The sequence below is a fragment of the Streptomyces sp. NPDC101234 genome (assembly GCF_044767525.1).
In the GTDB taxonomy this organism is placed as follows: Bacteria; Actinomycetota; Actinomycetes; order Streptomycetales; family Streptomycetaceae; genus Streptomyces; species Streptomyces sasae.
Genome location: NZ_JBIWOA010000040.1, coordinates 15917 through 30755, shown reverse-complemented (window position 1 = coordinate 30755; position 14839 = coordinate 15917). Strand labels below are relative to the sequence as shown.

9 protein-coding genes are annotated in these 14839 nt (G+C 72.0%); 2 read left to right on the top strand and 7 right to left on the bottom strand.

Going from position 1 to position 14839, the window contains the following annotated elements:
- Nucleotides 1–23 precede the first annotated feature (23 nt).
- The 6 genes from ACIRR9_RS45750 to ACIRR9_RS45725 form a co-directional block, all read right to left on the bottom strand.
- Entirely contained in the window at nucleotides 24–278 is a 255-nt protein-coding gene (locus ACIRR9_RS45750; RefSeq protein WP_365345262.1) for an acyl carrier protein, read from the bottom strand.
- Between the two features lie 24 nt (nucleotides 279–302).
- On the bottom strand, nucleotides 303–5597 hold the full coding sequence (locus tag ACIRR9_RS45745; protein ID WP_403764979.1) for an amino acid adenylation domain-containing protein: 5295 nt from the start codon (nucleotides 5595–5597) through the stop codon (nucleotides 303–305).
- Nucleotides 5597–7483 (bottom strand): non-ribosomal peptide synthetase, encoded by a 1887-nt coding sequence (locus tag ACIRR9_RS45740; RefSeq protein WP_403765062.1) that lies wholly within the window; start codon nucleotides 7481–7483, stop codon nucleotides 5597–5599. The genes ACIRR9_RS45745 and ACIRR9_RS45740 overlap by 1 nt, the downstream gene beginning before the upstream one ends.
- A gap of 81 nt (nucleotides 7484–7564) precedes the next feature.
- Complete coding sequence (locus ACIRR9_RS45735; protein ID WP_403764977.1) at nucleotides 7565–8677, bottom strand: DUF6421 family protein; 1113 nt, start codon at nucleotides 8675–8677, stop codon at nucleotides 7565–7567.
- A 69-nt stretch (nucleotides 8678–8746) separates the two neighbouring features.
- Nucleotides 8747–9775 (bottom strand): hypothetical protein, encoded by a 1029-nt coding sequence (locus ACIRR9_RS45730; RefSeq protein WP_403764975.1) that lies wholly within the window; start codon nucleotides 9773–9775, stop codon nucleotides 8747–8749.
- A 189-nt stretch (nucleotides 9776–9964) separates the two neighbouring features.
- A complete protein-coding gene (locus tag ACIRR9_RS45725) occupies nucleotides 9965–10609 on the bottom strand; it encodes a LuxR C-terminal-related transcriptional regulator (protein ID WP_365345255.1) in 645 nt (214 codons plus the stop codon).
- A gap of 666 nt (nucleotides 10610–11275) precedes the next feature.
- On the opposite strand from ACIRR9_RS45725, the gene ACIRR9_RS45720 reads away from it, so the two are divergent.
- Both ACIRR9_RS45720 and ACIRR9_RS45715 read left to right on the top strand, forming a co-directional pair.
- On the top strand, nucleotides 11276–12526 hold the full coding sequence (locus ACIRR9_RS45720; protein ID WP_403764973.1) for a cytochrome P450: 1251 nt from the start codon (nucleotides 11276–11278) through the stop codon (nucleotides 12524–12526).
- Between the two features lie 59 nt (nucleotides 12527–12585).
- Nucleotides 12586–13674 (top strand): branched-chain amino acid aminotransferase, encoded by a 1089-nt coding sequence (locus ACIRR9_RS45715; protein WP_403765060.1) that lies wholly within the window; start codon nucleotides 12586–12588, stop codon nucleotides 13672–13674.
- A gap of 72 nt (nucleotides 13675–13746) precedes the next feature.
- Here ACIRR9_RS45715 and ACIRR9_RS45710 read toward each other — a convergent pair whose 3' ends face one another.
- Nucleotides 13747–14799 (bottom strand): MupA/Atu3671 family FMN-dependent luciferase-like monooxygenase, encoded by a 1053-nt coding sequence (locus ACIRR9_RS45710; protein WP_365345251.1) that lies wholly within the window; start codon nucleotides 14797–14799, stop codon nucleotides 13747–13749.
- Nucleotides 14800–14839: the final 40 nt, after the last annotated feature.

Here is a 14839-nt window from a genome sequence, read left to right as displayed (position 1 = left end):
CAACTCGTTTCTGTGGCGGGCGGTCAGCGGGCGGCGCGGACGAGGCTGCGGGCCGTGACGGAACCGCCCAGTTCCCGCAGGTTGACGTCGGTGCCGAGGGTCTTGCGGATCTCGGCGAGGATCCGGACGATCGAGAGCGAGGTGCCGCCGAAGTCCATGACCTCGTCGTCCGCGGTGAGTCCCGGCTTGGACAGGACCTGGCGCACGATGGCGAGGACCTGCTCGACGCGTGCGTCCTCGGAGCTGTCGGGTAGGGCGTCCGTCTGCTGGATGCTCACGGGGTTCCTCCTGGGGAACAGTCGTTACGGCCGGGCGTCGTCGCCCGCGTTCACGGGGAGGGCGGACCTGTCGTGGCCGCCGTCCGGGCTCAGTGGGATGCGGGGCAGCAGGGTCAGCCGGCCCGGGATCAGGTACTCCGGCAGCCGGGTCACCAGGTGCTGGCGGATCCGGGCGGGGTCGAGCGTCGGGTCGGACACCGCCAGCCAGGCGTCCGCCGCGGCCGCGTCCCCGGCGGTGCCGGACACGGTGACCACCGCGTCGGCCACCCCGGGCAGGTCCAGCAGCGCCGCGACCGTCTCGAGGACGTCCGGCCCGCCGTCCGCGGCGGGTCCGGCGAACTCGAGCAGCCCGTCACTGCGGCGCCGCACCGGAGGGCCGGTGAACTCGCCGGCGTTCCGCAGCCGGGCCACCTCGCCCACCGCCGCCGGAAACCCGGCCGCGTTGCGCGCGTCCGCTTCGGCCGGGGCGCCGATCGGCACCCGCAGCGGGGCCGAGACGGGCGACCAGCGGGCGGGGACCTCGTAGGCGGCGGCCGACGAGACGTCCGAGGCCGACCGGAACACGGCGACCACCCGGCAGCCGGGCGCCAGCTGCCGCGCCCGCGCCACGTCATGGGCCGTCAGACCGCCGTCGTTGACGAGGAAGACGTGCCGCAGCAGCGGCAGCACCGTCCCCGCCCCGCGTCCGGTGAGCGCCCTCAGCAGCGGTGCGCTCAGCTCGACCGCGGTCACCGCCGAGGTCCGCAGCCAGCCGAGGAGCGCGACGGGGTCGTCGCCCGGCGGCCGCTCGGGCAGCACCAGGTCCGCGCCCTCGGCCGCCACCGGGTCCCGCCAGACGCCGTCGCCCGAGGCCAGCGGAGCGAACCGGTCGGCGGGGGACAGCCCCGGACGGAACGCCGGGCCGGCCGGCCCGGTCCCGCCGCACAGCTCCAGTTCGAGGAGGCCGCGGTCCGGGTCGTCGGCGGCCGCCGCGAGGACCGCACCGAGCTGCCGGAGCAGCTCCCGCATGGCCGCCTCGTCGTATCGCTCCGCGTGGTACTGCAGGTCGAACCGGTAGTCGTCGCCGTCGTGCCGGACATCCAGGTTCAGGTCGAACTTGCTGGGCTGCACCGGGTGTTCCGGCGTCTCGACGGTGATCCCGGGCAGCTGCCACTCGCCCTCGGCGCTCTCGATCATGTTCAGCATGACCTGGAACAGCGGTGTCCGGGCCGGATCCCGCACCGGCCGCACCTTGCTGACCAGCGCCTCGAACGGGGTGTCGGCGTGGCTGCCGTACCCCTCCAGCGAAGTCCGCCGCACCCGCTCCAGCACCTCCCGGAACGAGGGGTCGCCGGCGAGCCGGACCCGTAGCGGAAGCGTGTTGACGAACAGCCCGACCAACGCGTCCGCGCCCGCGGAGCCCCGGGTGTTCACCGGCACCCCGATGACCAGGTCGTCCTGGCCCGTCCACCGCCGCAGCACGGTCGCGTACGCCGCCAGTACGGCCATGAACGGGGTCACCTCGTGCTTCCGGCACAGCTTGTGCAGCGCGGCCGACGCGTCCGGGCCGAGCGCCGTGCGCACCCGGCCGCCGGCCGCACCCTGCGTCGGCAGCCGGCGGCGCGCCGTCGGCAGCGCCAGCGCCGGGGGAGCCCCGGCCAGTTCCCGCTGCCAGAAACCGACCTGCTCGGAGAGGCGCTCGCCGGCCATCTCGGTGCGCTGCCACACCGCGTAGTCGAGGTACTGCACGGGCAGTTCCGGCAGCCCGGCCCGCCCGGTGTCGCCGCCCGCCCGGTACAGGGCCGACAGCTCCCGCAGGATCAGCCCGACCGACCAGGCGTCGGAGACGATGTGATGGATGGTCATGCTGAGCAGATGACGGGTGTCGCAGACCCGGACCAGCAGACAGTCGAAGAGCGGTCCCGACGCCAGGTCGAACACCGTTGCCGCCTGACCGTCGGCCAGCCGTTCGGCCTCGTCCGGGCCGTGCCCGGACAGGTCACGCACCGGCAGCCGCCACTGCGGGTCGGGCGCCGACACACGCTGCTCCGGCAGACCGCCGGCCGCGGGGAACGTCGTGCGCAGCGCCTCGTGCCGGGAGACGACGGCCCGGATGCTGCGCTCCAGGACCGGGACGTCCAGCGGGCCGTCCAGCCACTGCCGGCCGTGCACGTTGTAGGCGGTGCCGCCCTTGACCATGCACTCCAGCCAGACCCGCTGCTGGTCGAAGGAGAGGACGGGTTTCGCCCCCGCCGGCCTCGGGACCACCGTGGTCCCGCCGGACGCGGGCGGTGCCGTGGGCAGGGCTGCGGCCAGGTCGGCCAGCCGCGAGTGCTCGAACACCATCCGCAGCGGCAGCGCGCCGCCCGCCCGGGGGCGCAGCCGGCTCAGCACCTCGCCGGCCAGCAGCGAGTCCCCGCCCAGATCGAAGAAGTCGTCGTCGCGGCAGACGTCGTCGAGTTCGAGGACCTGCCGCCAGACCTCGGCGACCAGTTCCTCGTCCGGGCCGTGGGGCGGCTCACCGCTGAGGCCGACCGGGGCCTGCGGGACGGGCAGGGCGCGGCGGTCCACCTTGCCGTTCGGGGTCTGCGGCAGCGCGTCGAGGAGCATCAGACTGCTCGGCACCATCACCACGGGCAGCGTCCGGCGCAGATGGGCCCGCACCTCGTCGAGGTCCAGGGCGCCGCCCGGGTCCCGGGCGGTCAGATAGCCGACCAGACGGTCCTCGTGGAGCGACACCACGGCCTCGTGGACGTCCGGATGGCGTTGCAGGGTGCTCTCGATCTCGCCGAGTTCGATGCGCTGGCCGCGCACCTTGACCTGGAAGTCCCGCCGTCCCAGATAGAGCAGGGCGCCGTCGGACCGGTACCGGACGAGGTCACCGGTGCGGTACATCCGTTCGCCCGGCTCCGTCGCGCACGGGTCCGGCACATAGCGGCCCGCGGTCAGGGCGGGCTGGTTGATGTAGCCGCGCGAGACCCCGCGCCCGGCCAGGTAGAGCTCGCCGACCGCGCCCACCGGCAACGGTCGCAGCGCCTCGTCCAGGACCCGGCCGCGCCCGTGCGGCAGCAGCACACCGATCGGCGGTGGCTGTTCGGCGGGCTGCAGGATCGCGTACGTCGAGTAGGTGGTGTCCTCGGTCGGCCCGTAGAGGTTGACGACCGCCCGCACGTGCCCGGTGGCGTACAGGTCGTCGACCAGCGTGCCGGTCACGGCCTCGCCGCCGAGCCCGACCACCTGGGTGCTGCGCGGCAGCGCGCCCGCGGCGATCAGCGCCCGGGCCGCGGAGGGCACCGAGCAGACCATCGACACGTCGGTGGGCTCGGCCAGCAGCGACAGCGCGTTGTCGACCACGACCACGGTGCCGCCCGCGCACAGCGGTCCGAAGAACTCGAAGACCGAGACGTCGAAGCAGATCGACGTGGACGCCAGCACCCGCGACATCTGCTCGGCGGTGAACGTGCGCCGCCCCCAGAGCACCATGGGCACCGCGTTGCGATGGGTGACCAGGACGCCCTTGGGACGTCCGGTGGAGCCCGAGGTGTACAGCACGTAGGCCAGCTGGTCCGGCCGCACCGGAGCGCGGTCCACGGCGGACACCGGCAGGCCGTCGAGCGCGGCCAGTTCGGCATCCGCCACCACCAGCCGTGCCCCGCTGTCCGCGAGCATGTAGTCGGTGCGGTCGGCCGGGTACGCCGGGTCGAGCGGCAGATAGGCGCCGCCCGCCTTGATGATGCCGAGCATGGCCACGGCGAGGTCCACCGACCGGCCCAGCCGGATGCCGACGATGTCGCCGTCCGCGACTTTCCGCCCGGCCAGCAGACGGGCGAGCTGGTTGGAGCGTTCGTCGAGTTCGCGGTAGGTCAGCGAGCGCCGGGAGTCCTCGACGGCGACGGCGTCGGGGGTGCGCGCGGTCTGCCCGGCGAACAGCGCGACCAGGCTGGTGTCCGGGTCGTCGGTGTCGGGGCCGCGGCCCCAACGTTCCAGCAGCGTCCGGTCGGAGTCAGTGAGCAGGTCCAGCCGGTCCAGCGGACGGTCTGGTTCCGCGAGCGCGCGGGCCAGCAGGGCCGGCAGCCGTTCGGCCATCCGGGCCGCGGTGTCCGGCGTGAACGCCTCCGTGCTGTAGTCCCAGGTGCCCCACAGGCCCCCCTGCTCCCGCCACAGGTGCAGATCCACGTCGTAGCGCAGCCCCGGACGGTCCGTGGCGACCTGCCGCAGGGGTGCGCCGGCCAGGGTCAGCGGACCCCATTCGCCCTGGAAGGCCAGGCTGGCCCGGACGAGCGAGCCGTCCAGGTGACGGCCGGGCGCGAGGGCCGAGACCAGGTCCTCGAACGGCACGCCCCGGTGGGCGAACGCGTCCAGACAGGTGCCGCGCACCCGGCGCAGCAGCTCCCGGAAGGAGGGCCGTCCGTTCAGGTCGGCCCGCAGCACCAGCAGATCGGACAGCAGCCCCACCACCCGGTGCTCACCGGGACGGGAGCGGCCCGCCTCGGGGGAGCCGACCGCGAAGTCCGACTGCCCGCTGTGCTCGGCGAGCAGCCACTGGAACGCGGCGAGCACCACCATGAACAGGGTGGCGTTCTCCTCGCGCCCCAGTTTCCCGGCCCGCGCGACCAGATCGGCCGGTACGGTCACCTCGACCGAGCCGGCCCCGAACCCGGGCCGGGCGGGGCGCGCCCGGTCGGCCGGCAGGTCCAGTTCGGGCAGCCCGGCGAGCTGCCGCTGCCAGTAGGCCAGGGCGTTTGCGGGTGCTTCGGCGGGAAGGGGCACGGGGACGACGCCGTCGAGCCGGTCCCGGTAGGCGGTGTCGAGATCGGCGAGCAGCACCTGCATCGACGCGCCGTCGCAGACCAGGTGGTGTGCGACGAAGACGATCAGGCGCTCCTCGTCCGACAGCCGCACGACGTGCACCCGCACCGGCGGGGCCTGCGCCAGGTCGAACGGTTCGGCCGCCACCCGCTCGGCGAGCTCCAGGGCCGCCCGCTCGCGCCGCTCGGCGGGCAGCGGGCCCAGGTCGGTCCAGCGGGCGGTGAGTTCGGCGGAGTCCTCGACGACCCGGACCGGTCCCGCATCGCCCTGGTCGAACCTGCTGCGCAGACTGGGGTGGCGGCGCAGCAGGGCGGTCAGCGCGCGGTCGAAGCGTGCCGGGTCGAGCGGTCCGGTGTGCCGGGCGGTGAAGCGCAGGTTGAAGACCGCGGTGCCCGGATGGAGCCGCTCGAACACCAGGATGCCCCGCTGTGCCTTGGTCAGCGGTGCCCGGCCGGTGAGGGCCTGCGGTGCCGTGGTGTCCGCGGTCCGCCAGCGGTGGACGAGATTCCGCCCGATGTCGAGATGATCCATCACACAACTCCCGCGCCCTCGTGGGTGGACTCCATGCGTGTGCGCACCAGTGCCGCGTCGTGCCCGTCGGCCAGCCAGCCCGTCATCAGGGCGGCGGCGACGCGTTCCGGGGTGGCGGAGGTGAGCACGGTCTCCAGCGGGACCGGCAGACCGAGCGCGTGCTCCAGGACGGCCGCGGCCTCGGCAGCCCGCAGTGAGTCGACCCCCAGGGCGGTCAGTTCGTCGGTGGGCTTGCAGTCCGGCAGTTCGCCGGTGCCGGCGATGATGCCGCAGACCAGCGAGGTCAGGTCCGCCGTGGCGGCGATCCGGGCGCGACCGGGTTCGAGGGCCGCCAGCCGGTCCCGGCCGCTGACGACGGCCTCGTCGAAGGCGCCGGCCAGGAAGGCGTCGCGCGCCGCGGACCGGCGCACCTTGCCACTGGAGGTGCGCGGCAGCGACCGCGGTCCCACCAGCGCGACCACCTCCAGGCGCAGCCGGGTGCGGGCCAGCACGGCGGTACGGATGTCGGCCGCGAGCGATGCGCCGGGACTGCCGTGCACCTCCAGGGCCAGCACCGGGACCGAGCCGGTCGGGGTCTCCACGAGGAAGGCCGCCGCGGTGCGCCCGGCCCGGCCGACGGTGTCGAGGGCGGCGGCCTCCACATCGACGGCGTGGTAGTTCACACCGCGGTGGACGATCACGTCCTTGGCGCGTCCGCTCACGTACAGGTCGCCGTCGCGCAGGAACCCGATGTCGCCGGTCCGCAGATGGCGCACTCCGTCGAGTTCGCCGAACAGCTCGCCGGACTCGTGGGAGAGGTAGCCGGAGGTGATGTGGCGGCCGGCGATCCAGATCTCGCCCTCGGCGCCGTCCGCCACCGGGGTCAGGTTCTCCGGGTCGACGACGGCCACCTGCTGGCCGGCCACCGGCGTTCCGCAGCTGACCGGGCCGTCCGGTTCGCCGGCCGTCGGGGACCAGTGGCCGGCGCTCACCATCAGGGTCGCCTCCGCCAGGCCGTACGACGGCAGGAAGGCCTCGGGCCGGAATCCGGCGGGGGCGAACTTCGCGGCGAACTCGGTCATCGTGCGGTGCTTGACCGCCTCGGCGCCGCTGAAGGCCACCCGCCAGCTGGACAGGTCCAGTCCGTCCAGCGCGTCCTGCCGGTTCGCCCGGCGGACGCACAGGTCGTAGCCGAAGTTGGGGCCGCCGGTGTGGGTGGCGCCGGTCTCGCCGATCTGCCGCAGCCACCACAGCGGGGCCTTGAGGAAGTCGCCCGGCTGCATGATCCGGATCGGGATCCCGGCGGCCATCGGCGTCAGCAGGCCGCCGACCAGTCCCATGTCGTGGAAGGGCGGCAGCCAGGTGAGCGCCCGGGACTCGGGGTCGAGGCCGAACTTCTCGGCGATCGCCGCGGTGTTGGCGGCCAGGCCCTCGTGCCGGACCAGTACCCCGCGCGGCCGGCCGGTGCTCCCCGAGGTGTACTGGATGACCGCGATGTCCTGCTCGGGGCCCACATGGGGCTTGCCGCCGTCCGCCTCCGCGCCGGGCACCCGCAGCACATCCGGCACGCCCAGTTCCGGGTAGCGCTCCCGCGCCACCAGGGTCGACGGCCGGGCGTCGGCGACGATCCCGGCCAGCCGGGTGCGGTCGGGGGTCGAGGAGTAGTCGGGCGGAAAGGCCGGAATCACCGGGCGTCCGGCGAGGAATCCCGCGAACACCGCGACGGGATAATCCAGACCGGCCGGCAGGGCGATCAGCACCGGCCCGTCGCCGCCTTCCGCGAGCCGTCCGGCCAATTCACCGGCTCGGGACGCGACTTGGGAATATGTCAGCGTGCTGACAAGACCGGAGGTGTCAATGCTTTCGTATGCAACGGCATCCGGCGCCTTGTCGGCCCGAGCCAGCATCACATGAGACAGGGCCTGAACTTCCATGTTCTGTAACCTAGTCAGACGGTGCTTTTGCCGAATGTCCCCAAAACCGGGGGACTACACGCCGAGCCGCTTCTTGACCTCGGCGAAGAACGGGATGTGCCGGTAGTCCCTGATTTCCGGGTCATAGTCCGTGTATTCGTTGGTGAATGCCAGCAGCCGCTTGCGCACGGCCTCCACCGGCTCGTCGTGGATGTACCGCTCGATCCGCTGGATCTCGCCCAGGAACCGCTCCAGTACGGCGGGCAGGTGCGGGTTCAGCCGGATCCGGCCCTCGTCGAGCCGGATGCCGTCGTGCCCGATCAGGTAGTTGAACAGCAACTGCGAGGCCACCGCGTCGTAGTTGGGCCTCGGGATGCCCTCCACGGCGTACCGCAGCAGCCGTTCGGCCAGGATGAACTCGTACGCCCGCAGGGCCTCGTCGGCGGGCAGCCGGTCGTCGTGCAGGCAGGCCAGCATGCTGGAGATGTCCACGCGCAGCTCCTCCAGCCCGGCCAGCGGCTTGGACTTCTTCGCGGGCAGGAAGTCGGGGATGGGCATGTCGCCCTGCCGGTGGTGGTACTCGTGCAGCCGCACCCACCACGACGACGCCTGCTGGACGACCTCGTCCGGGGCGCCCTGGATGGCGGGGAAGCCACCCGGCTCCACGATCTCGTCGATCATCTTCCGGGTGACGAGGTTGTGCCGGGTCACGAACTTGTCGATGAAGTAGAAGATGAGGTCGTCGGGGCGCTGGATCCCGTCGAGATGGTTCTCGGGGAAGAGCGCGACCACCACGCGCGAGTCGAATCCTGCGGTCCGGCCCGTGATGGTGACGGGCATGGTCGGGCTCGCGTAGCGCTCGGCCAGATGCGGGTCGGTGGGCAGGGTGGCGTAGGTCAGGTAGTCGAGCTTGAGCCGGGGGAAGTAGGAGGCGTCGAAGAGCGAGAACACGTGGTTGTCCCGCCGGGTGTTGATGTGCGCCTTGACGGCCTCCATCCGGGTGCCGGGCTCGAAGGAGCGCAGGTCCTCCAGCAGGGCCCGGACCGCCGGCACCCGTCGGACCCGCGGCGACACCTCCAGGCGCCGGGCGATCTCCTTGAGCGTCGTGTCCTCCCGGAGCCGGGCCCGCTCCGGGAGGTCCTGGCGTATCTCGTCGACCCGGGCGAATACCTCTTGCATCTCGTCCATGACGTTTCCTTCTGTCGCAACTGGAGAGGCACCGGCGCGCCCGGTGCCGTCGGGCGGACCTGGGCGCGATCAGGAAGACGCCTGCTCCGTGCTGAGCAGCGCCGACGCGAAGTCGGCCCAGGCCAAGGCGAGTTCGCGGGCCAGCGATGCGACCGCGGCGGCGCTGTGCGGCGGGATCCGCTCCGCCGCGTCCGGGCAGTGGGCGATGGCCCGCCGGGACTGGTCGAGCCATCTGATCAGGCCGCGGCCCGCGTCGTTGTAGCGCAGCGACGGGTCCTTGGTGAGGGCGGCGATGATCTCTTCGGGATCGGCGGCCGCCTCGGCCTCGAACAACGCGCGCATCCGTGCGGTGCGCTCGTCCGCGGGCTCCTCCCGCGGGGCCGGTTCCCGCGTGAGCAGCCGCGGTGGCACCGGCTCGTGCCCGTCCCGCAGCCGCCGCCGGACGTCGAGCACGGTGGCAGGGGAGACACCCGCGCGCCGGGCTATCTCCCGGATCGAGGCGGCGGGGTCGGACTCCAGGAGCCGGCACACCCGCCGGCGGCCGACCGCGCCGTCCACCGGGCGCGCCCGGCCGTCCTTGCCGACCCGGATCTGCGTGCGCGGGATCTGCGCGGCCGAACGGCTGCGGATCCCGGCGACGGTGGCCGCGGACAGCCCGGTGCTGTCGGCCAGCCTGCGGTCGGACCAGTGCGGGTGGGTGCGCACGATACGGACCGCGGCGGCGACGCGTTCGGCCCGGGCAAGCGGTCGGCGGCCTCGCAGGTTGAGGCGCACGGCCAGGACGAACGCGTCGTCCTCGGAGCCGTCGAAGACCCTGGCCGTGATGGCCTCGTGGCCGCACAGCACGGCGGCCCGCGCCCGGTGGAGTCCGTCGACGACCCGCAGGGTGGGGCCGTGCACCAGGACGGGCGGCAGCGCGTCGCCCAGGTCCGTCAGGTTCCGGCAGTGCTCCTCGCTCAGCCCGCCCTGCCGCGGGGTGTCGCCGAGCCGCAGCTCCTGGAGGGACACCCGGACGGTCGGGAGGGTTTCGAGGTGTACGGCATCGAGGGCGGCGACATCGAATGCCGGACGGGACGACTCGGTCGACGCGGCACTCATTCTTTCCTCCGATCCGGCCCCGACCGGATTGGAGTTCCGGATATCGAGGCAGACCAATTGTGCAGGCCCGGGGAGAAGAGTCGCCCGGGATCGGGACCGGACGGCTGTCACCGAAATTCGGGACAGCAGGTCGAATCCGTGTGCTTCTGCCGGTCCCGGCTTCTTCGGGAGCCGGTGGTCCGGGCTTCTTCAGGACTGGTGGGAAGGCTCCGCGAGGGTGTGGTCGGCGGAGTCGGAGGCGAACTCGTGACTGGCGCGGAGCATGGCGGCCCGGGTGAGTTCCGCTTTGTTTCCGGCCCCCAGTTTCGTGCGGATCCGTTTGACGTAGGTGTCGACCGTGTGGGTGCTGATACCCAGGCGCGTGGCTATCTGGCTGTGGGTCCGGCCGAGCGAGATGTGGCGCAGCACCTGCTCCTCGCGGCCGGACAGTTTGAGGTCCTTGAAGGCTGTGCGCTTCTCGGCCGGGGGCGCCGCTGCGGCGCCCGGGCGAACGGTCACTCCGCCGGCCATCGACCGTATGGTGCTCGCAATGCGCTCGGCGGACTCTCTCCTGGTGACGACACTCACCGCCCCGGCCGCCAGATAGGCGTCGGCCTTCTCCGGAAGTCCGTGGTTGACCACCAGTACCGTGGCGCCCTGGGCCATCTCGGATATGTAGCGGGGGCCGTCCTCGGGAAGCGCCTCGGCGTCGACGATCAGGGCGTCGGCCAGCCAGAAAGGCTCCTCCTCCAGTGAACTCCGGGTTGCGACGACCTGGATTCCGGAATTTCTCAGTGTCTGTGCGAGGCCGACCAGATAGATCGGCGAGTTGGAAAGTATGTCGATCCGAATCACTTTCGCCTCCGAGAAGGTCGCCTTTCTCTGCACCAGAAGTCATGGATCCATGCGTCCGTGCGCACGCCACTGTGCCGGCGCTGGATTGTGCGCCGCCGCGGACTATGTGGCGTCGTGTCCTCAGGGGTATCCGAAGGAGGTCGGAAGACAAAAGACTCGGCTACCGGCCGGGTCGGTACGGAAACTCCCGGCTGACGGACGGATCCTGCTGTTTCGGGCCGCCTAGCGGGCCGCCCGGCCGGAGCCGCCGGCCGACCTGCGCCCACGAGCCGGGCGTGCGGCTCGCGGCATCGCAGAAGTGCTCGTCATTCCCATTTCCCCCGTTCGTGCGGACCGGGACCGCGACGGAGTCTGCACCGCGATGCCCGGACCGGTGGTCACGTGGTCATGATGGCGGCAATTTCTATCAGATCCACAACTCGCCCGACAGGTATTGACGTTGGACGTCGGTGCTCGCGGGACGGGTCGCACGGGCCGCCCGCTCCCCGTCAAGGCCACGCCGAATTACACGCTGACCTGCGGCTTGACTCGAAGAGCCGATTCCCCCGCTTCGGCCGGCAACCCGCGCCGCGGCGGGCTGCCCCCGATTCCCGGGACGCGACGCGCGTTGCACCGGGTCCTAGGTTCGATTCGGATCTCTCTCGGCCTGGCACTGGAGTTACTTTCATGGGGACAAACAGTCTGACCAAGCAGGAAGATGTCGAGGAAGCCCCGGACGTGCGGGCTTACGACCCTTTCGACTACGAGATCCATTCGGATCCGTACCCCACTTATGCCTGGATGCGTGAGCACGCACCGCTCTACCGGAACGAGGAACGTGATTTCTGGGCGGTGTCGAGGTATGCGGACGTCAAGGACGTCCTGCGCAACGCGTCGCTCTTCTCCAACCGCAACGGTATTTCCCTCGAACCCGAACTCTGGGGACCGGAGGCGGTGAAGACGAGTCTGTTCCTCGCCATGGACCCGCCCGAGCACGGCGCGCACCGGGGCCTGGTGGGTTCCATGTTCACCCCGAACCGGGTGAACGTGCTGGAACAGCGCATCCGTGAACTGGCCCGCGAACGCCTGGAGCCGCTGCGGGACCTGGAGCGTTTCGACTTCGCCGCCGAGTACGCGGCCGCCCTGCCCAACGACGTCCTGTGCGAGATGCTCGGTGTCCCGGCCGACGACTGGGACCAGATCCGCGCCGACACCGACCAGCTGAACCAGCGTGCGGACGGTTCCGACGAGCGTGGCCCGAGTTCGGTGGCGGCGGCACTGCGGCTGGCCGACTACTTCGTGGACCTGGTCAAGCACATGCGGCGCCACCCGGGCGACAACGTCACCACGACGATGATCGAGGCCGAGGTCGACGGCGCGAAGCACACCGACTCGGAGATCGTCGCCTTCCTCTTCCTGATGATCAGCGCCGGCAACGAGTCCACCGGCAAGACCATCGGCAACGCCTGGTACCACGGCTGGCTGCTCCCGGACATACAGCACCAGGGGCTGAACGGGCGGGCAGGCGACTGGGTCAAGGAGACCCTGCGCTACGACTCCGCGAGCCAGATGACCGCCCGCACCGTGACCCGGGACACCGTCATCCACGGCGTCGACCTCAAGGCCGGGGCCCGGATCGCGGTGCTGCCGGCCTCCGGCAACCGCGACGAGCGGGTCTTCCCGCACGCCGACCGCTTCGACCTCGACCGCGACACCAGCCAGATCATCAGCTACGGCCGCGGCCCGCACCACTGCCTGGGATCCGCCCTCGCCAACCTGGAGATGCGGATCGCGCTGGAGGAGATCGGCGCCGTCGTCGAGGGCTACGAGATCGACTTCGCGCACTCCCGGCGGGTGCACTCGCCGCACCAGCGCGGTTTCGCCGCCCTGCCCTGCACGGTGCGCCACCGCGCCAAGCCTCTGACCCCGGGGGCCTGACGGCCCGTGACCTCTCGTATCCCCCTGCCAGGAGGCCAGCGGTGACTATCGACTTCGACATGATTCCGGCCCGGGACACGGTGCCCGCACACCGGCGGGAGGCGATCCTCGCAGACCCCGGGTTCGGCGTGCACTTCACCGACCACATGGTCACCATGCGGTGGTCGCAAGGCAGCGGCTGGCACGACGCCCGGCTGGAGCCGTACGGCTCGTTCACGTTCGACCCGGCCACGTCGGTGCTCCACTACGGCCAGGAGCTGTTCGAGGGCCTGAAGGCCTACCGGCAGGACAACGGGGCCGTCGTGCTGTTCCGGCCCGAGGTGAACGCGGCGAGGTTCAACGCGTCCGCCCGCCGCATGGCGATGCCCGAGATGCCGGAGGAGGTCTTCGTCAAGGCGCTGGAACTGCTGGCGGCCCAGGACCAGGACTGGGTGCCGACCACGCCGGGCACCAGTCTCTATCTGCGGCCGTTCATGATCGCCACCCAGCGGGGCCTGGGCTTCTCCCACCCCTCCACCAGCTACCTCTTCTGTGTCATCGCCTCACCGGCCGCCGCCTACTTCGGCGGTGGCGCACGGCCCAGGGCGCTGACCGTGTGGCTGAGCGAGAACTACTCCCGGGCCGCACCCGGGGGGACCGGCTTCGCCAAGGTCGGCGGCAACTACGGCGGCGCGCTCGCGGCTTCCCGGGAGGCCACCGAGCGGGGCTGCGACCAGGTGGTCTGGCTCGACGCCGCCGAGCGCACCTGGGTGGAGGAGATGGGCGGCATGAACCTCTTCTTCGTGCACGCTCCCGAGGGTGCACCGCCCCGCATCATGACCCCGCGGCTGACCGGCACCCTGCTGCCCGGCGTCACCCGGGACTCGCTGATCCGGCTGGCGCCCACGCTCGGCATCGAGGCCGGCGAGGGCCGTATCTCGACCGCCCAGTGGCGTGAGCAGAGTGCGGCGGGGGAGCTGACCGAGACCTTCGCCTGCGGCACCGCCGCCGTCATGGCACCGGTCGGCCGGGTACGGGGCGCATCGGGCGGCTGGACCATCGGCGACGGCGAGCCCGGACCGGTCACGATGCGGCTGCGCGAGGAACTCCTGGGCATCCAGTACGGGCTGCTGCCGGACCCGTTCACCTGGATCCACAAGGTCTGCTGAGCGCCCGGCTCGACGCACCGGGTATGGGTGTGGGCCCCTCCGCCGGAGGGGCCCACACCCATACCCGGTGCGTCAGGCCGCCAGCGTCCGGCGCAGTTCGGCTATGTGGCCCAACGACGTCAGCACCTCGTCGTGCGGCACACCGAAGTCGATGAGACAGGCCACCTCGTCGACCCCGATCGCCTCCAGCGCACGCACCGTGCCGACACCGTCCGGCACGGAGCCGAACAGGCCGCTGGTCGTGAAGTAGCGGTCGAAGGCGTGGGCGAGCAGGAACTCCTTGTCCTGCTCGGGCAGCCGGTTCACGTCCAGTCCCGGCGGCAGCAGCCCCGAGGCCGCCTTCACGATCAGGTCCACCGAACTGCGCAGGTAGTCGGTGAACGGCTCGCGCACCTGCTCACGCACCCGGTCCCGGTCGGTGCCGAGCAGGGTATGCAGCATCAGGGCGACATGGCCCCGGGAGCCGTCGCCGCGCGTCTGCGCGTAGGCCTGCCGGTACCGGGCGATGTTCTCGGCCAGCGCCGTCACGTCCTGCCCGAGCAGATGGGTGAGCACCCCCGCGCCGAGCCGGCCCGCGCTCTCGAAGGTGTCGGCAGAGCCCGCGCTGGTGATCCAGACCGGCAGCTGCGGCTGCACCGGCGCCGGGAAGATCCGTACGGCCCGCTTCTCCCCGTTCCCGTCGGGGAACTCGGCCTGCTCGCCGCGCCACAGCCGGCGTACCGTGTCGACGGTCTCCAGCAGGGCGTCCTTGCGGGCCGTGTAGTTCTCCGGCCGCAGCACGAAGTCGCGGGCGTGCCAGCCGGAGGCGAAGGAGACGCCGACCCGTCCGCCGGAGATGTTGTCGACGACCGACCACTCCTCGGCGATCCGCGCCGGATGGTGCAGCGGGGCGACCACACTGCCCGCGCGGATGCCCACCCGCTCGGTGACCGCGGCGACCGCCGCGCCCGTGACCGCGGGGTTGGGGTACAGACCGCCGAACGAGTGGAAATGGCGTTCGGGCGTCCACACCGCCGTGAAGCCGTGGGTGTCGGCGAACCGCGCGCTGTCCAGCAGCAGCCGGTAGCTGTCGGCCTCGGCCGCGCTGCCGCCTGAGTCGGCGAAGAAGAAGAGACTGAAGTCCATTGCTGCCCTCCTTGTCGGGCTGAAGGCGGGGGGACCGCCG